At 65.9% G+C, this 20,649-nt stretch carries 16 protein-coding genes; 9 read left to right on the top strand and 7 right to left on the bottom strand.

All coding sequences use genetic code 11. The features are described 5' to 3' along the window. Positions 1-53: 53 nt before the first annotated feature. Positions 54-1,145, bottom strand: coding sequence for a Fic family protein (locus IPM49_06985; GenBank protein ID MBK9274267.1), 1,092 nt, complete (start codon positions 1,143-1,145; stop codon positions 54-56). 463 nt (positions 1,146-1,608) lie between these two features. Here IPM49_06985 and IPM49_06990 point away from each other — a divergent pair, with 463 nt between their 5' ends. The 4 genes from IPM49_06990 (at position 1,609) to IPM49_07005 (ending at position 6,736) form a co-directional block, all read left to right on the top strand. Beyond that, a complete protein-coding gene (locus IPM49_06990; protein MBK9274268.1) occupies positions 1,609-3,417 on the top strand; it encodes an acyl-CoA dehydrogenase family protein in 1,809 nt (602 codons plus the stop codon). Positions 3,418-3,553: 136 nt separating this feature from the next. Beyond that, on the top strand, positions 3,554-4,693 hold the full coding sequence (locus tag IPM49_06995) for an ATP-binding protein (protein MBK9274269.1): 1,140 nt from the start codon (positions 3,554-3,556) through the stop codon (positions 4,691-4,693). Positions 4,694-4,868: 175 nt separating this feature from the next. Next, positions 4,869-5,111, top strand: a complete 243-nt coding sequence (locus tag IPM49_07000; GenBank protein ID MBK9274270.1) for a hypothetical protein — start codon at positions 4,869-4,871, stop codon at positions 5,109-5,111. Beyond that, entirely contained in the window at positions 5,066-6,736 is a 1,671-nt protein-coding gene (locus IPM49_07005; GenBank protein ID MBK9274271.1) for a T9SS type A sorting domain-containing protein, read from the top strand. The genes IPM49_07000 and IPM49_07005 overlap by 46 nt, the downstream gene beginning before the upstream one ends. Before the next feature lie 21 nt (positions 6,737-6,757). Here IPM49_07005 and IPM49_07010 read toward each other — a convergent pair whose 3' ends face one another. The 5 genes from IPM49_07010 to IPM49_07030 are packed head-to-tail and all read right to left on the bottom strand — an operon-like array spanning position 6,758 to position 14,099. After that, positions 6,758-8,086: a TolC family protein gene (locus IPM49_07010; protein MBK9274272.1), complete on the bottom strand. Its 1,329-nt coding sequence runs from the start codon at positions 8,084-8,086 to the stop codon at positions 6,758-6,760. After that, positions 8,058-11,210 (bottom strand): efflux RND transporter permease subunit, encoded by a 3,153-nt coding sequence (locus IPM49_07015; GenBank protein MBK9274273.1) that lies wholly within the window; start codon positions 11,208-11,210, stop codon positions 8,058-8,060. The genes IPM49_07010 and IPM49_07015 overlap by 29 nt, the downstream gene beginning before the upstream one ends. Beyond that, positions 11,207-12,331, bottom strand: a complete 1,125-nt coding sequence (locus IPM49_07020) for an HlyD family efflux transporter periplasmic adaptor subunit (GenBank protein ID MBK9274274.1) — start codon at positions 12,329-12,331, stop codon at positions 11,207-11,209. Before IPM49_07020 ends, IPM49_07015 begins: the two co-directional genes overlap by 4 nt. After that, on the bottom strand, positions 12,328-12,939 hold the full coding sequence (locus tag IPM49_07025; protein MBK9274275.1) for a TetR/AcrR family transcriptional regulator: 612 nt from the start codon (positions 12,937-12,939) through the stop codon (positions 12,328-12,330). Before IPM49_07025 ends, IPM49_07020 begins: the two co-directional genes overlap by 4 nt. A 47-nt stretch (positions 12,940-12,986) precedes the next feature. Further along, positions 12,987-14,099 carry an MBL fold metallo-hydrolase gene (locus tag IPM49_07030; GenBank protein MBK9274276.1) on the bottom strand — a complete coding sequence of 371 codons (1,113 nt, stop codon included), beginning with the start codon at positions 14,097-14,099 and terminating at the stop codon, positions 12,987-12,989. A gap of 37 nt (positions 14,100-14,136) precedes the next feature. On the opposite strand from IPM49_07030, the gene IPM49_07035 reads away from it, so the two are divergent. The 5 genes from IPM49_07035 to IPM49_07055 are packed head-to-tail and all read left to right on the top strand — an operon-like array spanning position 14,137 to position 19,221. Then, positions 14,137-15,330 carry a T9SS type A sorting domain-containing protein gene (locus IPM49_07035; protein ID MBK9274277.1) on the top strand — a complete coding sequence of 398 codons (1,194 nt, stop codon included), beginning with the start codon at positions 14,137-14,139 and terminating at the stop codon, positions 15,328-15,330. Positions 15,331-15,333: 3 nt separating this feature from the next. After that, positions 15,334-15,975 (top strand): O-methyltransferase, encoded by a 642-nt coding sequence (locus IPM49_07040; protein MBK9274278.1) that lies wholly within the window; start codon positions 15,334-15,336, stop codon positions 15,973-15,975. 47 nt (positions 15,976-16,022) lie between these two features. Beyond that, on the top strand, positions 16,023-16,409 hold the full coding sequence (locus IPM49_07045; protein ID MBK9274279.1) for a hypothetical protein: 387 nt from the start codon (positions 16,023-16,025) through the stop codon (positions 16,407-16,409). Positions 16,410-16,432: 23 nt separating this feature from the next. Further along, positions 16,433-17,467 (top strand): DegT/DnrJ/EryC1/StrS family aminotransferase, encoded by a 1,035-nt coding sequence (locus tag IPM49_07050; GenBank protein ID MBK9274280.1) that lies wholly within the window; start codon positions 16,433-16,435, stop codon positions 17,465-17,467. 38 nt (positions 17,468-17,505) lie between these two features. Continuing rightward, a complete protein-coding gene (locus IPM49_07055) occupies positions 17,506-19,221 on the top strand; it encodes a sensor histidine kinase (protein MBK9274281.1) in 1,716 nt (571 codons plus the stop codon). Positions 19,222-19,236: 15 nt separating this feature from the next. On the opposite strand, the gene IPM49_07060 is transcribed toward IPM49_07055, so the two are convergent. Beyond that, positions 19,237-20,220: an OmpA family protein gene (locus tag IPM49_07060; protein MBK9274282.1), complete on the bottom strand. Its 984-nt coding sequence runs from the start codon at positions 20,218-20,220 to the stop codon at positions 19,237-19,239. Positions 20,221-20,649: the final 429 nt, after the last annotated feature.

The following is a 20,649-nucleotide window of genomic DNA, read 5'->3' on the forward strand; positions in this document are numbered from 1 at the left end:
GAACACCGCACTCCATGAAATCGGCCAACACCGTCCGATCCGCTTGTGGGAATTCACTCCGGCGGTAAGGAACGCACTTGTACATGCCGTTCACCTCGCGCATGACTCAATGCGCGGTATAGTGCGTCCCCCGCCCCACCCCCTTCGCGGACCAGCACCTCTGCGGCCACCATCGTTTCCAGGTCCTTCTTCACCGTGGGTAGTGGTATGCCCAAGGCCTTCGCAATGCCGCCCGCCTGCGCCCCGGCATGCGCCTGCACGTAGCGCAGGATATTGCGTTGGCGTTCGTTCAGGTCGGTGATGGCGCCCTTCGCCTCCAGCTTGGCGCGGAGCTTCTCCATCATCACCACCAGGCAGTCCAGGAAGAAGTGCAGCCAGGGGCCGATGTCCTCGCCGGGGCGGTTGGCCTGGCAGGTGCGCAGCACCCGGTAGTATTCCTGCTTGCGCCGCTCGATCTCGTGCTCGAAGCTGACGTACTGCACCCAGGGATAGCCCTGTTGCAGCAGGAGCAAGGTGGCCAGCAGGCGGCTGAGGCGGCCGTTGCCGTCCTGGAACGGATGGATGGTGACGAACTCGTAACAGAAGGCCGCGACACGCACCAGCGGATGCACGGCATCGCCTTTACCGTACCACGCGACCAGCGCACGCATGGCGTCCTCGGTCTCCACGCCGGGCGGAGTGGTGGTGAAGACCACCGTGCGACTACCGTCCGGCAGGGTGGCCTCCACGGCGTTGGAGCGCTGCTTGTAGCCACCGCGGTGCCAAGCGTCCTTGGTGCTGTACTGGAGCGTGAGCTTGTGCAGGTGTTTCAGTTCGCTCTCGCCAATGCGGATGTCGGCATAAGCCTCACTCAGCGTATCGAGCGCCTCGAAGTAGCCGGCCACCTCCTGCTGGTCGCGGTCCTCCAGTTTGGTGATGTCGAGCTGGGCCAGCAGGGCGTCCACAGCAGCATCGTCGAGGCGGCTTCCCTCGATACGGGTGGAAGCGCCCACGCTCTGAATGGTGGCGATGGACTTGAGGTGCTTGAGCGAGCGGCCTTCGCGGCGTTCGATGCCGGCCCACTCCCCGGCGAAGCGGTCCACCCGGCTGATGGCCTGGAGCAGGTCCCAGGTGAGGTCGAGGCGGAAGGTGTGGACCGCGGACATATCCGCAATTATACGGTAATATCCGTTCCGTATCCGAAAAGAGGGTGGTTGTATCCGTGAATATCCGCTAATAGGCGGAACGTATCCGTAAACGGGAGGTCCGCGTGAGGGGCAGCAGCGGCGGCCTGCCGATGGAACGCCCTTGCAGCCACGAGCAGTGAGGAGGCTGCGACGCAGGAGCAGACCCCGGAGCGCCGTGGATGCTGGGCGGGACAAGGCAGCCACAGCGGATGACCCGACCCGAGGCGCATTTGGCCGAGGGGCACGCCCGGAACAAGTCCCAAGTGACAAGGCTCAAGTATCAAGGCGTCATGGTCGCCTGGCACCATCTCCCGGTCGCCAATGACCATTCGCCATTCGCCACCGCATCCAAACCTCCCCGGTTGGAAATTTGTTATGCGTGCATAACTTTATCCCGAACGGGACGTACGACCCACTGTTGAACCCAGCATCCGCACGAGCCATGAGCACCGATGTGAAGAAAGCCCTCCAGGGCGGCGAATTCCTGATCCGCACCAGCGACCCGCAGGACATCTTCATCCCCGAGGAGTTCAACGAGGAACAGGGCATGATCGCGCAGACGGCCACGGACTTCCTGGCCGCCGAGGTGTGGCCGCACCTGGACCGCATCGACAGCATGGAGGAAGGGCTGATGCCGAAGATCCTGGAGAAGGCCGGTGAGCTGGGGCTGCTGGGCATCTCGATCCCCGAGGAGTACGGCGGCTTCGGCAAGGACTTCGTGACCGGCATGCTGGTGACGGAGAAGACCGGCGCGGGGCACAGCTACAGCGTGGCGATGGCGGCGCACACGGGCATCGGCACCCTGCCCCTGCTCTACTACGGCAACGCCGAGCAGAAGGCGAAGTACGTGCCCAAGCTGGCCACCGGCGAGTGGAAGGCCTGCTACTGCCTGACCGAGCCCGGCAGCGGCAGCGACGCCAACAGCGGCAAGACCAAGGCCGTGCTGAGCCCCGACGGCAAGCACTGGATCCTGAACGGGCAGAAGATGTGGATCACCAACGGCGGCTTCGCGGACCTGTTCACCGTGTTCGCCAAGGTGGTGGACCCCGCGACGGGCGTGGAGGACGAGAACCTCACGGCCTTCCTGGTGGAGAAGAGCTTCGGCGGCATCACGCTGAACCCCGAGGAGAAGAAGATGGGGATCAAGGGCAGCAGCACACGGCAGGTGTTCTTCAACGACTGCAAGGTGCCGGTGGAGAACATGTTGAGCGAGCGGCAGAACGGCTTCAAGATCGCGGTGAACATCCTGAACATCGGCCGCATCAAGCTGGCCGGTGCGGCGCTGGGCGGTGCGAAGGCCGTGGTGGACACCAGCGTGAAATACGCCAACGAGCGCATCCAGTTCGGCAAGCCGATCAGCGCGTTCGGCGCCATCCGCCAGAAGCTGGCCGACCAGGCCACCTACTGCTACGTGGTGGAGAGCGCCACCTACCGCTGCAGCCAGGACATGGAGAACGCGATCGAGGCCCTGGAGGCCGGCGGGGCGGATCATGCCAAGGCGCTGCTGAAGGGCGTGGAACAGTACGCTGCCGAGGCCGCGATCCTGAAGGTGGCCGGCAGCGAATGCCTGGACTACGTGTGCGACGAGGGCGTGCAGATCTACGGCGGCATGGGCTACAGCGCCGAGAGCCCCGTGGAGCGCGCCTACCGCGACAGCCGCATCAACCGGATCTTCGAAGGCACCAACGAGATCAACCGCATGCTCACGGTGGACATGCTGCTGAAGCGCGCGATGAAAGGCCAGCTCGACCTGATGGGTCCGGCGCAGGCCGTGGCCGCGGAGCTGATGGGCATTCCGGACATGCCGGAGCCGGACGATTCACTGCTCGGCGACGAAAAGCGCATGGTGGCGAACTTCAAGAAGGCCGTGCTGATGGTGGCCGGTGGCGCTGCACAGAAGCTGGGTCTGGAGCTCGCGAAGCACCAAGAGACCCTGATGCACATCGCCGACATGGTGATCGACACCTACCTGGCGGAGAGCACGCTGCTTCGCACGCAGAAGCTCGCGGAAATGAAGGGTGCCGCGAACGTGCAGGAGCAGATCGCCATGTGCCAGCTGTACATCCACGACGCCGCCGACCGCATCCACAAGTGGGCGAAGGAGGCGGTGTGCAACTTCGCCGAGGGCGATGAGCGCCAGGCGATGCTGATGGGCGCCAAGCGTTGGAGCAAGAACACGCCGTTGAACACGGCCGAGCTGCGCAAGGCGGTGGCGAAGAGGATGATCGCGGAGGGGAAGTACTGCTTCTGACCCCGGCCCGAGCGGCGCTGGGCCGGTGCCCCAGGCGGCTCCCGGCCGTCTTGCACCCAGGCGGACCGACCCACAGATCAGGTTACTAAACTTTATTTAGTTGAACATGCTTAGTCGATGGACTTAACTTCGCGGCATGGTCATCGACAACCCCTTCGCGGTGAACGCGTACGTCTCCCCGCAGCTGTTCTGTGACCGGGAGGCGGAGACGGCCACCATCACCTCGGCGTTGCGGAACGGGCGGCACGTGATGCTCTACAGCCCGCGCCGCTATGGCAAGACCGGGCTGATCCACCATGTGTTCAACGGGCTGGCCCGGACGCGGGGTGTGCGGACGGTGTTCACGGACGTGTATGCGGCCCGCGACGCCCATGAGTTCAACACCATCCTGCTCAATGCGGTGCATGAGGCGCTGAACCCTTCGCCGAAGCTCTTCCTGAAGAACGTGATGGCCTGGTTCTCCGCGCTGCGTCCCGTGGTGAGCATCGACGAGCTCTCCGGCAAGCCCAGCATCGCCCTGGAGCGGGGAAGCGCCCGGCAGGATGAGGCCACCACACGCGAGATCTTCCGGATCCTGAACGCCCAAGGCCGCACCATCTTCCTGGCGATCGACGAGTTCCAACAGGTGGCCACGTTCAAGGATGTCCGCATGGACGCCGTGCTGCGCACCGAACTCCAGCGCAGCCCGAAGGTCCGCTGCATCTTCTCCGGCAGCCAGCGGCACCTGCTGCTCGACCTCTTCAACGATGTGAAGAACCCGTTCTTCGGCAGTGCGGACCAGGTGGAACTACAACGGATCGACCGCGCCACCTATGCCGCCTTCGCCGTGGCGGTGATGAAGCGCCACAAGCGGACCTTGAAGCTGGAGGACGCCCTGTTCTGTTACGACCTCTGCCGGGGCCACACCTATTACGTCCAGGTGCTGTTCAACCGGCTCTTCGGCGATGCCCGTCCATTGGAGCGCGACACCGTCGTGCAGGTCCTCCTTTCCATCGTGCGCGAGCAGGATGCCATCATGGCCACCCTGCGCAGCGCGCTCACGAAGAACCAGTGGGACCTGTTCGCCGCGATCTCGCGCGAAGGTGAAGTGGATACGCCCACCGCAGGGGCGTTCATCAAGAAGCACGATCTGCCTTCCTCGGCAGCCCTGGTGCATGCGCTCCAAGCCTTGGTGGACCGCGAGCTGATCCATGTGACGGGATACACGGAGGATGCCGGCAAGCCCATCTACGCGCCGTACAACCCGTTCATGGGGGCATGGTTCAAGTACCGGTAGTTCCAGCCTGAAGGGCCGCACCTAGCTGCACCCCCAACGCCGGCATCAACCCACCGCTCGCCCGCGACCGGGTCAGCTCGGCCATGTGGCTTTCCGAGGAACCCGCCCCCTAACAAAGGTTCTATTGTGCCCATCGCACCGGTGGTCTTGCTTCGTCCCCAGCAAGAAGAAACCCATGCGCCACGTTCACACGGCAGCGATCGCCGCCCTCGCACTCCTGTTCCATACCGGTACGATCCAGGCACAAGGCTTCCAATGGTCCACCACGGGCGGTGCCGTTGGCATCAGCAACTCCTACCTGGGGGCCATGGACATCGCCAGGGACCCCTTGGGCAACCTGTACCTCTTCAACGATGCGAACACCGCCCAGCAATGCCAGGGGATACGGTGCAGCCCTTGGGCGGAGGCGGAAGCCTGAACACCTTCATCCATAAGTTCGACGCCGATGGCATCCTTCAATGGATCCGCCCCGTGGGCCCGTTCTTCCAGCCCTTCTCGATCGAGTGCGATGAGGCGGGCAGCATCTACCTGCTGGGCCGTACGCTCGTGAGCGACATCATCCTGGCGGACACGGTCCTGAGCGTGACCGCGAACCGGAACCACCTGCTGAAGTTCGCACCCAACGGGGACCTGATCTGGCACCACGACACCGGAATGCCGCTGACCGGCGGATTTGGCCGCACGACGCTTCTGCATCAGGCGGCCGGCAGGCTGTACTTCCAGAGCAGCAACCTGTCCATGGCGTGCATCGACACGTCGGGCGCTCCGATCGGCACGTTCTCCGCAAGCAGCTACGTGCCGCAGACCGCTTTCCAGAACCTGTGGTTCAAAAGCGCGGTACGCCTGAGCAATGGCGATGTGGTGGTGGCCGGCGAGCACCGGGGGGAACTGGCCTTCGGCTCGAACTCGAGCCTGCCGGGCGACCCCAATGCAGCGGCCTTGAACCGCTACTTCTTTCTGCGACTGGGCCCTGAGCTCGACACGCTCCATTGGTTCACCTCGCACGGCAGCTTCCGAGACCGTTTCCAATATGACATCCCCCTGATCCGTGACGGCCTGGACCATGTCTACGCATCCGTCACTTTGAACGCGAACACCCCGATCGTCTTCGGACCGGACCAGATCACCAGCACCTTGGGCAACGGCCTGGACGCCATCGTGAAGATGGACGCGAACGGCACCCCGCTTTGGATGCGTGCCCTGCCCAACACCTTGAACAGCGCGTATGCCTTCGCCCTCACGTGGAAGGACGACGACAGCGGCCTGCTGGCTTGCGGGCAGTTCACCACGAACATCACCTTCGGAAGCATCACCCTTGCACCTGGGAACACCGGCAGGGGCTTCATCACCGAGCTGGCCCCCGACGGCACCTTCGTCACGGGCTATGCGAGCGGTACACCCGGCATCCCGCCCGGTCCGGTACAGAGCTGGGGGCAGGCACTGTGCTCCACCGGTGGTGGGGAGTACCTCATCACCGGCTTCCTGAACACCCTGTCGAACTGGGAACTGAACTGCACGCCAGTTGTTGCGGACCGCGGCTTCTTCCTGGGTGCCTTCACCGCCGTTCCGGACAGTGTGCCCACACCCACCATCACGCAATCCGGCGATTCCCTGATCGCCACGCCGGCCTTTGGGGGTGACATCGAGTGGTTCCTTGATGGGTCGCCGATCCCCGGTGCCTCGGGAGGGAGCATCTCCATCAGCGCGAACGGCAACTACAGCGTCACCTACACCGGTTCCACGGGATGCACGGGTACGGCGACCTCCACGACATTCCTTGTGACCACCCTGGGCCTTGCCCACAACGCCAATGTCTCCAGCGTGCTCCTGATGCCCAACCCGACCGAAGGCCTGCTCCGTGTCTCGGGGCTCAGTGACAATTCGATCATCCGCCTCGTTGACTCCACCGGTCGCACGCTCCATACACATCGGAGCAGCGGCGTAGTGTTAGTGCTGGATGTGAGCACCCTGCCTTGTGGGCCATACCTGCTGCGCATCGAGTCGGCTGACTCGACGAACACCTTCCGCGTGGTGAAGCAGTAACGAGGCTGAACGAAAGTCGGCTTACGGTCGCACGCCGAGCGCAGGCAACAGACCACTGCTTGCGAGCAGCAGGGTCAGCTCGGCGACCTTCGTGTCGAAGCCGGCCACCACGGCCTGGCGCTCGGCATTGGCCATGTCGAGCTGGGCCTGACGGAACTGGAGGCCGGTGACCTGGCCGCTCTGGAAGAGCTCCCGGGTGCGCTCGAAGTTGAGCGTGGCCGTGCGCACTGCGTCCTTCTGGATCCGGAGCACTTCACGCTGAGCACGCCAGGTGGTGTATGCGTTGCGCACATCGCGTTCCACCTGGATCCGTGCCTGTTCCTCGGCCAGCTGCGCGCTCTCGGCCCGCAACCTCACCTGTTCCACCTGTGTATTGATCCGTCCACCATCGAACAATGGGATGCTGAGGGTGAGACCTCCGTTCAACCCCTGGGTATAGGTGCCCAAAACCAGTCCCACGCCGTTCTTCTGGTCACTGATCCCGTAGTTCGCATTGAGGTCGAGTCTCGGCCAACGGAAGGACGAGGCGATCCGTTCATCCACCTCGGCCGCGCGCACCTGTGCCGTGGCGCTCGCCAATTGCACGTTACCTGCAAGCGCGTCCTGGACCAGCTTGTCCTCCGACAGACCTTGGGCATGGTCGACCCGACGCTGCACCACGACCGGTTCCGCCGGTGCGCGTCCGAGCAGCACGTTGAGGTCCCGCGCGGTGCGCTCGCGGCGCTGGAGCGCGAGCAGGTGGCTGGTGCTGTCGGCCTGGAGGTCCACCGCGGCGTTGAGCACGTCGAGCCGGCCTGCACCACCGAGCAGCGCCCTGCCCTCCTGGCGGGCATAGCGGTCGTTGGAGATGTCGAGGATCCGTTGGGTGATGGCCACATCCTGGTCCAGTGCCGCCAGCGCGTAGTACAGGGCGATCACCTGGCCGAGCGTGCCCTCCACTTGCGCGCGCGTGCGCAGGTCGGCGATGTCAGCGGCCAGGCGGTTGCGCTCGAGCGTGGCGAAGTTGCCCATGCCGTTGAAGAGCGTGTAGGCAAGCCCCACCTGACCGCTGAAGGCCGTGTTCACGACGCCGTTCCGCTCCACATCCGCAATGCCCTCGGCAAAATCCAGCCTGGTGTCCTGATTGCTGTAGGTGCCGCGCCCGGTGGCATCGAGGCGTGGAAACAGGCCCGCGTTGCCTGCCGTGGCCTGAGCATGGGCGACAGCGGCCTCATTCCGTGCGATGCGTATGCCATGCTCATTCGCCAGGGCCAGCCTGATGGCCTGATCCAGGCTCAGCGTATCCTGGGCCGCTGCCACCCCGCAGGCACCAAGGGCCAGACTAGTCGCGATGTTCCTCCAGGTCCTCATAGGGCAGTTCTTTCACAGCGGGTTCGACGGATCCCGCGTCGGGCATTTCGGCGTTCCAGGCCCAGCCCAGCAAGCGGCGGCCTTCATTCAGCGCGGCCAGCAGGATGGGCAGGATGATGAGCGTGACGAAGGTGGCGATGGCCAACCCATAGGCGACGGTGATGGCCATGGGGATGAGGAACTGCGCCTGGAAGCTCTTGTTGAGCGTGATCGGCAACAGGCCCACCACGGTGGTGAGGGAGGTGAGCAGGATGGGGCGAAGGCGAGAGAGGGCCGCTCGACGCAGTGCCTCCTTGAACTCCAAGCCCGTCTTCAGGTTGGCATTGAAGGTGCTGATCAACACCAGGGAGTCGTTCACCATCACCCCGATGAGCGCGATCATGCCGAAGAAGCTGAAGAGGCTGATCTGCACGCCATGGATCCAATGGCCCCAGGCGATGCCGATGAAACCGAGCGGCAGGCAGAGCACCACCGTCACCATCTGCCAGAAGCTGCGGAGCGTGAGCACGATCAGGGCGAACATGATGATCAGCGTGATCGGCAGCACCCGCAGCGCACTGGCGCCCACCTTCCGGCTCTGCTCGCCCTGGCCCTCGAAGCTGTAGCTGAGGCCCGGGTACTTCGCCAGCAAGGGGACCATGATCTCGGTCGCCACCACGCTCTGTGCATCGGTCGCACTTGCACCGCTGCTCGCCAGATCAGCCTCCACGCGCACTTCGCGCTTGCCGTCCAGGTGGTTGATCGCTCGGATGCCCCGTTCGATGTGGTAACTGACCAGCTCGCTCAGGGGCAACTGCCGGCCGTCGGCCGTGCGGATGCGCATGTCCTCCAGGTCGCGGAGCGACGCGCGGCCCTCCTCGGCATAGCGCACCCAGATCTTCACCTCGTCCTCGCCGCGCTGCACACGCTGGGTCTCCAATCCGAAAAAGCCCTGACGGACCTGTGCCGCCACATCCTGCAGCGTCAGACCGAGCAGATGGGCCTTGTCCTTCAGCTTCAGGACAACCTCGCGGTTGCCGGGGCGGTCGCTGTCCACCACATCGCGCAGCATGGGTAGCTTCTGCAGTTCGCCCCGCAGCTCGGCCTTCGCGGCGTTGAGCTCGGCGAGGTCGTTGCTGCGCAGCGAGACCGATACGGGCTTGCCGAACGGGGTGGCCAGGCCGAAGGTGAGGTTCTGCACACCGGGCATGAGGCCGGCCCGTTCACGCAACTGGTTGGTGATCTCCTCGGCGCGGAAGCCCCGTTTCTCGCCATCAAGCAGGATGATATTGAGCTTGCCCTGCTCCGCCCGGGGCCCCAGGATGGTCTGCACCTTGAGGATCACGTCCAGGCTGTCCTCCCGCGCCCCGCGGAGTTCGTCATTGATGGCCCAGGCCAGCTGCTCGATCCGTTGAAGCTCGGTGAAGACGATGTTCTCCCGCGTACCGGTCACCATCTCCAGATCGACCGCCACATCGTCGCGTTCGATCACCGGAAAGAAGGTGGTCCGGATGATGCCGGCACCCACGGAACCGATGGTGATGGCCAGCAGGAAGAAGGCGATCCCAAGGGTCAATACACGGTGGCGCATGAACCGGTCGTAGAAGCGACCGTAGCGTACATCGCGGAGCCTGGTCATCAAGCCGTCCATGTAAGCCTCCAGCCTGTTCCTGGTCCCGCGGCTCAGGCCTTTCGAGTGGGCGACATGCGCGGGCAGGATGAAGGCCGCTTCAATGAGGGAGAACAGGAGCGTGGCGATGACCACGAAGGCAAGTGCCGGGGCGAAATCGCCCAGCCGTCCCTCGATGAAGAAGAAGGTGCTGAAGGCCGCGATCGTGGTCAAGACGGAGCTGATCACCGCCGGCAACACCTTGTTGATGCCCTCGAACGCGGCCTTGATCGGCGGGAGCCCGCGCTCGTACTCCTGATAGATGCTCTCGGTGATCACGATGCCATCGTCCACCAGGATGCCCACGACGAGGATCATCCCGAAGAGGCTCATGACATTGATGGTGATGAAGCCGGGCGCGAGGATGAACATGCCGGCGAACGCCACCGGGATGCTCAGGGCCACCCAGAAGGCCAGTCGCCAGTTGAGGAAGAGCGCGAGCACGATGACCACCAGGAAGAAGCCCTGGATGCCGTTCTCCAGCAGCATGGCGATGCGCTGGCGCAGCACGGTGGTCGCATCATTGATCAGCGTGGCCCGGACCGGCCCTCCACGCTCATTGAAGCTCTCCATGTACTTCATGGTGCTCTCCGCGATGAACAGGATGTCCTCGCTCACCGTGCTGCTCACGTTCACCACCACGGCCGGGCTGCCGTTCACGAAGTTGCGCGCCGGGTCCTCCGCCCAGGTGTCGCGCACATCGGCCACGTCCCTCAGGCGCAGTACGCGGCCATCACTGCCGGCGCGGAGCACCACGTTGCGCAGGCCCTCGGCATCCTGGCGCTTGTCACGCACCCGGATCAACAGCTCCTCGTCGCTGGTCTTGATCTTGCCACCGGTGAGGTCGAGGTTGGCGCCCCGCACGGCGGCCGCCGCCTGGGCGAAGCTGAGCTCGTTGGCCCGCAGATCGGCCTCACGGAAGGCCACCTCCACCTCCTCATCCGGGTAGCCGGTGACCTCCACCTTGCTGATGCCCCCGATGGACCGGAGGTCCTGCTCCACGCGGCGGGCGATCAGCTTCAGCGCCTTTAGGTCCACACCATCGCCGCTGAGCGCGAAGGTGACCGCAGGGCGGATGTTCTCCAGCTTGAAGGTCCGTATCGGCTCCATGCCGTCGGGCAGCGTGGGGATGCGCTCCACCGCGTTCTTCACATCCTGCAGCACCACGTCGACATCGTAGCCCTTGATCACTTCCACGGTGATCACACCCCCGTTCTCCTGGCTGATGCTGCTGATGCGTTCGACACCGGTGACACCCTTGAGGTCGTCCTCGATGCGCAGCACCACGCCCTCCTCCACCTCTTCCGGAGCGGCACCGGGATAGAGGATCTGCACCTGGATGGTGCGGCTCTCCACCTCGGGGAAGAGCGAACTGCGCGTGCTCTTCAGGCCGAAGAAGCCGAAGATGAAGATGAGCACCATGACGGTGTCCACCGCCACGCTGTACCTGATGAAGTAGGCAGTGAGTCCCTTCATGGTTTCACCGGTGCTACCCGCATGCCCTCAAAGGCCCCGCTGAGGCGGTCGGTCACCACCACCTGTCCATCGCTCAGGCCCTGTACCACGGCCTGCTCCACGCCTTGATGCAGAATGGAGACCGGCTGCTTCGCGAGGACACTGTCCTTCACGGTGTACAGCGCGCCATCCTCAAGGAGTGCGCTGCGCGGCACGCTCACCGCCTCGTTCAAGGAGCCCGCCTCGATGCGTCCGCTGAGGTACTGGCCATCGCGCAGCCCCCTGCCCTCCACCTGCACGAAGAGCTTCACGGTCTGGGTGGAGACATCAATGCTCTCGCCGAGGCGCAGGATGCGTCCGGTCCAGCTGCCCGGGCCTTCGGTGCTGGTGAGCCGGAGGGTATCGCCCACCTTCACCAGGGACAGTTCACCTGCACCGATGGCGGTCTCCAGTTCGAGCGAGGTGGGGGCGATGAACTCGCCCAGCCGGGTGCCGGGAGTAACAATGGTGCCGGGTTCCACACCGGCCGCAGCCACAACCCCATCGAAGGCGGCGGGGATGGCATACTTGCCGAGGCGCTCGTACAACGCCCGGATGCTGTAATACTGATCGAGCACGCCACGACCTGCCAGGTAGTTGCGCTCCTGCTCACTCTCCAACTTGGGGAGCTCGGGCAGCACGCCATCCACCGGAACGCTCTTCAGATAGTCCTCCCACTTGACGGCCTGCCCGGGCAGGTCGATGCGGAGGTCGGGCACCAGCTGCACCAGCGTGCGCAGGAAGGCGCTCTGCTGCGCGTTGATCTGGGCTCGCACCTCCCCATCATCGATGCGGAAGAGCACCTCGCCCCGGGTGAAGGTCATGCCTTCACGGAAGGCCTTGCCGGTGCGCTGGAGCGTGCCGCCGACCTCGGCGGTGATGAGCATGCGGTCCATGGCCCGCAGGCGACCGGTGATGGGAATGCTGAGCCGCACCGGACCGTTCTCCGCAGTAAGGGTGCGCACGGCGCGGGTCTGTGCGGGCGGCTCGGTGCGTGGCGGCGACGTGCGGCTCTCCTTCAACTTGTTGCACGTGCCCACGCCCCCCACGATGAGGAGGAGGCCGAGCACGATGGTGAGCCTACGCTTGAGAAGGTCGTTCATGCGCGGATGGATCGGATGATGAATTCGGGGACGGTCCTGCGGCGCCTGAGGATCATGCGCCGGAAGGCCTCGTCGTTCATGCCATGAAGGTGCGTGAGCATGGGCCGCGCGATGAAGGGGTGGGCGCATAACGCCATGATGTTCACCAGCAGTTCGCGGGGATCGATGTCGATGATGGCGCCTCGCTCCCGGGCCTGCTCGAAGAGCTTGAGGTAGTGCGCGCGCCCGGCCTTGCCCCGGTCGATGAACTCGAGCAGGTGCTGCGGATCGCGGTTGAGCTCGGTGATGAGGAACTGCGGCAACAGGGGCTCCTCGAGCATGCGGTCCAGGTAGGTGGACACGAACTGCTCGATGCCCTCGAACAGGTCGTTGCTCCTTTCCAGCACCTGCCAGATGCAGGTGAACTGCCGCTCGGCGCTGCCCTTGAACACCCCTTCGAACAGGCGTTGCTTGTCGCGGTAATAGTAGTGCAGCAGCGCCTTGTTGATGCCGGCCTCGTCGGCCACCTCCTGCATGCGCGCGCCGGCCATGCCCTTGCGCGTGAACACGCGGCGGGCCGCTTCCAGGATGCGCTCCTGGGCACCTTGTTCCCTGGCGGTACCGGACATGCGGCCGCAATATTAACCAATTGGTTAAACCGCATGGTGAATCCGGTTCACCGCACCTCCTCCCACCACCGCTCGCTCGAGACAGGCCCCAGCGTGCTGACGATCCGCCCGATCCGGGGGGTGAACAGAGGCAGACGCATTTCCCCCGCAGTTCCCGTGATGCGTTGGATGGACTCCTTCCACGGGTGCAGACCGAGCGCGAACTGCGCCCAGTGGATCGGCATGAGCACATCCGCGTTCATGTCCCTGGCAGCCTGTGCGGTCTGCTCGGGGAACATGTGGATCTGCGGCCAGTATTCACTGTACGCCCCGCATTCCAGCATGGCGAGGTCGAAGCGGCCGAAGCGGTCACCAAGCTCCTTGAAGGTCTTGGAGTACCCTGAATCGGCACCGAAGTAGATACGCTTGGACCCCTCCAGCACGAACGAACCCCAAAGGGTGCTGAACCGGTTGGTGAGCCCGCGGCCGGTGAAGTGGCGTGTGGGGGCGAACGTGAGCTTCACAGGCCCGACGACGACCTCCTCCCACCAGGCCAGCTCCGTGATCGAGGCCGCCTTCACACCCCACCGCTCCAGATGGGCGCCCACACCCAGTGCGGTGATGGTCCGGCCCACCTTGTCCTTGGCGACAAGCTGGGTGATGGTCTCGTGGCAGAGATGATCGTAGTGATCGTGCGAGAGCAGCAGCACATCGATCGGCGGCAGCTGGTCGACGGTGACCCGCTCCGTGTACGGGAAGCGCTTCGGGCCGGCGAACGTGAAGGTGCTGGCCCGCTCGCCGAAGACGGGATCCGTGAGGAAGGTGATCCCGTTCAGCTTGATGAGCACGCACGAATGCCCGAGCCAGCAGACCGCGACCTCATCGGCCGGCACCTTATCCCAAGCTCCACGATCGAAGGCCACGGTGGGCAGTGCTGCCATGGGTTCGCGGCCGTCAGCGCCCTTCAGCATGGTCCACATCACCTTCAGCATCACGGTGAAGGGCATGTTCATGTCGGTGGGTTCCAGGTTGTGGAGCTTGCCCTCACGATAGTTCGGCAGGGACCTGATCCGTTCGAGGCGTTCGCCCGCGGGGTCGCCACCGATGCGATCGGCGGTGCGGAAATAGAGCAGGACGGCCAGCACCACGGCCAGCGGAAGTGCGACAGCGGGGATCCACATGCAACGCAAAGGTCCGTCAGTGAGCTAGCTTTCGCTCATGCGCATGCGTTCACTGCTGGTCACCGCCCTGCTGCACGCCGGACCATCCGGCGCCCAGGGCTGGGTGCAGCTGCCCGACCTGCCCGCCGTGGCCCGGGATGATGCATCGGCCTTTGCGGCGGACAGTGCGGTGTTCGTCGGCACGGGCATGGACGTGGGGTTCCAGCTGACGAACGACTGGCACCGGTGGGACCCGGCCACGGCCACCTGGAGCACGATCGCACCGATGCCCGCCACGCCGCGGCAGTACGGTACGGGCTTCAGCGTGGGCGGCTTCGGATACCACTTCGGCGGTGTGGAAGCGGCGGGGCTCAGCAACGAGCTCTTCGTGTACCTTCCCGTGAACGAGGTGTGGTACGCGCTCGACACCATGCCGGGCCTGCCGCGGAGCGGCAGCGCGTCCTTCGTGCTCGGTGTGCGCGCCTTCATCGTGGGAGGGCGGGTGGGACCGGGCACGACCCTGACCGACGAGCTGTGGGAGTACTTCCCGTTCCTGAACACCTGGCTGCCGCGTCCACCGATGCCCGGTCCGCCCCGGCACCTCGCCGCGGTGTTCGCCCAGGGAAGCAAGGCCTATGTGGTGGGCGGACGCGCGGGCGACGGCAGCGCCCTGAACGATGGCTGGTGTTACGACGGCATCACCGACAGTTGGTCGGCCATCGCGCCATTGCCGGCCGCTGGACGTTTCGGGGCCGAGGGCTTCCGATGGCCCGGTGGCGGCATCGTGCTGGCTGGCGCCACGTCGGACAGCACCTTCCTGCGCGAGTGCTGGCGCTATGATGAGGCCACGGACAGCTGGTCCCCCCTGCCCGAGTTCCCGGGCGCCGCACGGAAGGGTGGCACCGGCGCGGTGGTCGACGGGGTGGTCCACTATGGCACGGGAAGCGACGGCACGCAGCGCTACGCGGATTGGTGGGCCCTGCATGCGGATGTGGGCCTCCAGCAGGCCGATGTGCCCACCCGGATCGTGGCCCATCCGAACCCGACCGCCGGCGACCTTCATCTCACCGGCATCCGCTCAGGCGCTCCACTGCCGCTCAGCATCCTGGATCCCGCTGGACGAGCTGTGCGTACGGGGACGTACGCTGCGGACCGCATCGTGGACGTGTCCGGCCTTCCACCCGGCACCTATCACCTTGTGCTGCACGCGCCGGGTGGCCCTCACACCGTGCGGTTCATCCGCATCCCCTGACCCATGGACCTCATCGACCCCGAGCTCGACGCGTACTGCGAGGCGCACAGCGGCATCGAAGCCCCCCACCTGCGTGCCTTGCGGGAGGAGACCTATGCGGGGGTGTACATGCCGCAGATGTGCAGCGGGCACCTGCAGGGCCGCTTCCTTTCGATGCTCAGCCACCTGGTGCGCCCGAAGGTGATCGTGGAGATCGGCACCTACACCGGCTACAGTGCGCTCTGCCTCGCGGAAGGGCTTGCGCCCGGCGGCATGTTGCACACCATCGACATCGACCCGCACCTGCCGCCCTTCGTGGCGCGCCACATCGCGGCGGCGGGCTTCCACGACCGCATCACCACGCACCACCGGTCGGCGCTGGAGGTCATCCCCACGCTGCCCACCCCGTTCGACCTTGTGTTCATCGACGCCGACAAACCGGCCTATCCCGCCTACTTCGATGCCGTGGTGGACCGCGTGCGGCCGGGCGGGCTCATCATCGCCGACAACGTGCTGTGGAGCGGCAGGGTGCTTCAACCCACCGGGGAGCAGGACCACCAAACGGCGGCCCTCGTGGCCTATGCACATCGCGTGAACGGGGATCCGCGGGTGGAGCCGGTGATCGTACCCCTCCGCGACGGGCTGATGATCGCCCGACGACGCTGACCGATGTCAGGTGCGGGGGATGCGTGCCTTCCGACCTTCAACGCATCATGGAAGCACAATTGTTCTACAAGGAACTTGGACGGCTGTTGTACGCCGTGGCCGCGGTGGACGGGAAGGTGAGCCCGAAGGAGGTCGACACCTTGAAACGCGTGGTGAAGGAGCGGCTGGTGCCCGTGGAGGCGGGCATGGACCATTTCGGCAGCGACCAGGCGTACATCACGGAGTTCGAGTTCGATGTGCTGGCCGAGCGCAATGCCACCAGTGAGGAGGCCTACACGTCGTTCATCGCGTACATGGCCCGGCACCGCAATGACCTGGGCGGGGAGCGCCGCGACCTCATCTACGCCTGTGCGCACGCCGTGGCCCGGGCGGTGCACGGGGTGGGCGCGAAGGAGTTCCCCCTGCTGGTGGACCTGCACCGGCACCTGGGCTGACCGGCCACCGCTACCTTGGGCGCATGACCGCGCCCCTCATCGACCTGCGCAGCGATACCGTCACGCGCCCCACCCCGGCCATGCTCGAAGCGATGCTGCGCGCGGAGGTGGGCGACGATGTGTTCGGCGAGGACCCCACGGTGAACGCCCTGGAGGAACGGTTGGCCGCGATGTTCGGGCACGAGGCCGCGGTCCTCTGCCCGAGCGGCACCATGACGAACCAGATCGCGATCAACGTGCACACGCGCCCGGGGGACGAGGTGATCTGCGAGGAGGGCGCGCACGTGTACCGCTACGAGGGTGGCGGCATGATGGCGACCAGTGGCTGCAGCGTGAAGCATGTGCCGGCCGATCGGGGTCGCTTCACGGCGGAAGCGGTGATCGAGGCCGTGAACGACCGCAGCGCCGCCTATCTGGCGAACAGCCGGATGGTGGTGGTGGAGAACACCGCGAACCGCGGTGGTGGCGCCATCTGGGACATGGCCGCAGTGCGCCGGATCCGAGAGGCGTGCGATGCGCACGACCTGCGCCTGCACCTGGACGGCGCACGGCTGTTCAATGCGATGGCCGTGGACGGCAGCGCGGCGACGCAGTGGGGAGCGTTGTTCGAGAGCCTCTCGATCTGCCTCAGCAAAGGGCTCGGCGCACCGGCGGGCAGTGTGCTCATCGGCCCGGCCCCGTTCATCCACCAGGCTCGGCGCGTGCGCAAACGCCTGGGCGGTGGCATGCGGCAGGCCGGTATCCTGGCCGCTGCCGGGCTCCACGCCCTGGAGCACCACGTGGCACGGCTGCCGGACGACCACCTCCGGGCCCGGCGCATCGGCGAAGCCCTGCACACCATGCCCCGGGTGGACGAGGTGATGCCGGTGGTGACGAACATCGTGATCTACACCCTGCGTGAGGGCCACAGCGCCGCCGACCACGTGGCCGCCCTCGCCCGCGAAGGCATCCGCTGCCTGGCCATCGGCCCCCGTCAGGTGCGCATGGTGACGCACCTGGACGTGGATGACGCAGCGATCGACCGTGTCGTGGACCGCCTGCGATCGATGGCGGACTGACCGGCCCGCCCGGAGGCTTCGCGTACACTTGCAGGCCCATGTCCGCACCGGCACGCTCCCCTACCTGGTCCTACCTGCTGATCGCGGTGGTGCTGTTGGCGGCCCTGGGGTACACGGTCCTGTCGTTGACGCAGTTCCCGCGGCGCACCGAGGAACTGGCGCGAATGGGGCTGGAACGCACCATCCGCAACCTGCGCACCAAGGTGCAGGGGGAGTTCGAACGGCTGGCGATGGACCTTCAGAAGGAGGCCGCCTTCGTGGCGCTGCACGATTCGATGCGGGTGCCCGAGCTGGTGGACCGCTGGCAGGCGCTGCTCGCGACCGAGCCGTCCCTGAACGCCGTGTACCTGGCCAACGAACGTGGCGCGGAGGTGGCGCTGCTGCGCACAGCGAGCGGCATCCGGGTGCGCCGGCAACTGGAAGGCCCGGGCCATGGCTTTCCCGTGAGCTGGGCACTGGTGCCGGAGGCCCCGCTCGAACGGGCCCGCATCGACAGCACGCTGTACGACCCCCGGATGGAAGCTTGGTTCAGCCGGGCCTTGAGCGAGCGGAAAGCGGAACCGGTGTGGAGCACAGCGGAGCGCTCTGCGGAAAGGGATACCATCGTCAATGAGGTGCTCGTCAGCCAGCTGATCCGTGCCGTGAAACAAGGACGGCCGTTCCGCGTGATGGGCTTCCGCGTGGACGCCGCGGCACTGGTGAACAGAACGCTGACCCCCGGGCCCGGTCGCTCCAACCACCCCATGGTGCTGTGGCCGGACGGACGGCCGCTGCTGGCCCTGCCAGCCGACAGCTCAGCGATCGGCCGGGCCAGCCGCATCGGACTGGAGCGCTGGGCCGAGCGCATGGACCGACGTGTGGTCCGCATCGGAGCTGGCCCGGACAGGCACATGCTGCAACTGCTCCCCTTTTCGCTGAACGGGGTCACCCTGCACCTCGGGGCCATCGTGGACATGGGCCAGTTGGAACCATGGCTGGGCACCGAACGGCGCTTCCTCTCGGCCATGCTGGCCGCGCTGCTGACGCTGCTGGTGCTGCTCACCCTCACCTTCATCCGCAGCCAGAGCGACCGCCGCCGCATGCGCGCCCAGGCCAAGCGGTCGCGTACCCAGGAGCGCAAGCTGGCCAAGGTGATCGGAGAGCGGGACGTGCTGGACCGCGAGGTGCACCACCGGGTGAAGAACAACCTGCAGGTGGTGAGCAGCCTGCTGAACATGCAGGCACAGCGCCTGCCGGAAGGCCCCGCGCGCGATGAGTTCGTCCGGGGCAAGCAGCGCATCGACATCATGGCGCTGGTGCACAACAAGCTGTACGCACTGCCCGACCTGCGCGGCATCCCCCTCGACCGCTTCTTCAGCGACCTGGCGGGCCAGATGGCCAAACTGCACGATCCACGGAGCCGGTCCGTGAGCCATGAGGTGGACGCCGCGGGCCTGCGCTGCGATCCGGACCAAGCGATCGACCTCGGGATCGTGCTGTGCGAGCTGATGAGCAATTGCTACCAGCACGCCTTCCCGCTGGTGACGGGCGGGCACATCGATCTGCGGCTGGAACCGCTTTCGAACGGCCTGGTGCGGCTGCGCGTCCGGGACAACGGACGGGGCATGCCCGCAGTGGTGGACGGCACGGGCCGTCTCGGATTGGACGTGGTGGAGGCCCTGGCGGAGAAGCTGGACGGGCAGTTCTCCATCACCACGGACCATGGCACCATCGCCGATGTGGTGTTCAAGCTGGTGCCCCTGCGCGAGGAATGAACCACATGGCGCGGCTCACTCGCTGAGCCACTCGATCTCCACGCGCCGTTCGCTCGGGTCGCGCCCCAGGCTCCGGCTGTCCCCGTAGTAGTTCACCATCAGGCGTTCCGGGGCGATGCCCCGGGCCAGCAGGTAGTCCCGTACCGCCCGCGCACGCTGCTCGCTCAAGGCGAGATTGAGGGCGGGATCGCCGCTGCGGTCGGTATACCCGGTGATCAGCACGCGGTCCTTCGAGGAGCGCGCGAGCTGCTCGAACACCTCGTTGAGCATGATGCGCTGCTCGGGGCCCAGGTCGGCGCCATTGCGGGGGAAGCGCACGGTGAGCTCCTCGCCGGTGAGGTCGCTGAGGTTGGCCAGGGGGTTGTCCGAACGGGGTTCTTCCTCCTTCCCCGAGCGCAGGTCATCCACCTGCCCCTGCATATCGTCGAGGCGACCCTCGATGTCGTCCATGCGGTCGCGCAAGGTCCACAGTTCCCTCCGCTGGTCCATGCGGTCGATGCGGTCGTGGATGGCGTCGAGCTCGGCCTTCAACCAGCGGTCACGCTTGCGGATGCGGGGTTGCTCCAGGGTGGGCTCCGCCGTTTCGGTCGGTGCGGGCCCGGGCAGCGCGGACAGGCTCAGCGAAGGCTCCACCGCTCCCCCACCCTCCGCGGCCAGCGAGAGGTCAAGCGCGCACAGGAAGTTCTCCTGGTCGAACACGGTGCCGCACACGGAGGGCACCTGCACGCTGGTCCGCGGATCGTCCGTGGCAGCGCCAAGCACCGGCACGGTGGAGAGGTCGAGGAGGTCGGCGCGCAGCTGCCGTTCCAGTTCATCGCGCTGCATCCGCACGAACCGGTAGATGGCCAGATAGCGGTCGCCTTCACCACCGGCGTCGATGGGCAGGGTGGCCTGGCTCCAGTCGAGCTGGAGCACGCGGCCCAGTTGATCGCGCGTGGGGGTCCCCAGGCCGGGGAAGAGGTCCGCGGCGTGGAACGCGGCGGCCGCGGTGCGGGCCATGGCCTCGATGCGGTCGGCGATCACTGCGGCGGGCAGGTCGGTGCTGACACCGGTGCGGGTGAACTGCACGTGCTGGTCAAGGAAAGCGCCGATGGCGGCCTCCACCAACCGGTCGAGGTGCAGCTGTCCCGTGGCCTCGCGGTCGGTGGGGGTGAAGCCGAAGACCGGTTCGGCCGTGTTGGGCGCGAACCGCCAGGTGGCGTGGAAGACAGGGGCCGGGGCCAGGCTGTCGGTCGACACGCCGCGCACCTCCACCAGCGAGGCATCGGCCTGCACACGCAGCACCAGGTCCTGGGCGCTCATCACGGCGGGGACCAGCAGCAGGGGCAGGATGAAGGCACGCATCGCTCCGAAGGCGTGAACATAGCCTCGTGCGCGGGCGGGCTTCACAGCCGCTGCGGACAAGATCCCCACAAGCCGATCAACACA

The sequence above is a fragment of the Flavobacteriales bacterium genome (genome assembly GCA_016715895.1).
Taxonomy (GTDB): Bacteria; Bacteroidota; Bacteroidia; order Flavobacteriales_F; family PHOS-HE28; genus PHOS-HE28.

What these genes read in the sequence shown, in the direction of transcription:
- IPM49_07030 (MBK9274276.1), bottom strand. Translation starts at nt 14,099, where the DNA reads ATGTGGATCCCCGCTGTCGCACTTCCGCTGGCCGTGGTGCTGGCCGTC.
- IPM49_06990 (MBK9274268.1), top strand. Translation starts at nt 1,609, where the DNA reads ATGAGCACCGATGTGAAGAAAGCCCTCCAGGGCGGCGAATTCCTGATC.
- IPM49_07000 (MBK9274270.1), top strand. Translation starts at nt 4,869, where the DNA reads ATGCGCCACGTTCACACGGCAGCGATCGCCGCCCTCGCACTCCTGTTC.
- IPM49_07050 (MBK9274280.1), top strand. Translation starts at nt 16,433, where the DNA reads ATGACCGCGCCCCTCATCGACCTGCGCAGCGATACCGTCACGCGCCCC.
- IPM49_07010 (MBK9274272.1), bottom strand. Translation starts at nt 8,086, where the DNA reads ATGAGGACCTGGAGGAACATCGCGACTAGTCTGGCCCTTGGTGCCTGC.
- IPM49_07025 (MBK9274275.1), bottom strand. Translation starts at nt 12,939, where the DNA reads ATGTCCGGTACCGCCAGGGAACAAGGTGCCCAGGAGCGCATCCTGGAA.
- IPM49_06985 (MBK9274267.1), bottom strand. Translation starts at nt 1,145, where the DNA reads ATGTCCGCGGTCCACACCTTCCGCCTCGACCTCACCTGGGACCTGCTC.
- IPM49_07040 (MBK9274278.1), top strand. Translation starts at nt 15,334, where the DNA reads ATGGACCTCATCGACCCCGAGCTCGACGCGTACTGCGAGGCGCACAGC.
- IPM49_07045 (MBK9274279.1), top strand. Translation starts at nt 16,023, where the DNA reads ATGGAAGCACAATTGTTCTACAAGGAACTTGGACGGCTGTTGTACGCC.
- IPM49_07020 (MBK9274274.1), bottom strand. Translation starts at nt 12,331, where the DNA reads ATGAACGACCTTCTCAAGCGTAGGCTCACCATCGTGCTCGGCCTCCTC.
- IPM49_07015 (MBK9274273.1), bottom strand. Translation starts at nt 11,210, where the DNA reads ATGAAGGGACTCACTGCCTACTTCATCAGGTACAGCGTGGCGGTGGAC.
- IPM49_07055 (MBK9274281.1), top strand. Translation starts at nt 17,506, where the DNA reads ATGTCCGCACCGGCACGCTCCCCTACCTGGTCCTACCTGCTGATCGCG.
- IPM49_07060 (MBK9274282.1), bottom strand. Translation starts at nt 20,220, where the DNA reads ATGGCCCGCACCGCGGCCGCCGCGTTCCACGCCGCGGACCTCTTCCCC.
- IPM49_07035 (MBK9274277.1), top strand. Translation starts at nt 14,137, where the DNA reads ATGCGCATGCGTTCACTGCTGGTCACCGCCCTGCTGCACGCCGGACCA.
- IPM49_06995 (MBK9274269.1), top strand. Translation starts at nt 3,554, where the DNA reads ATGGTCATCGACAACCCCTTCGCGGTGAACGCGTACGTCTCCCCGCAG.
- IPM49_07005 (MBK9274271.1), top strand. Translation starts at nt 5,066, where the DNA reads ATGCCAGGGGATACGGTGCAGCCCTTGGGCGGAGGCGGAAGCCTGAAC.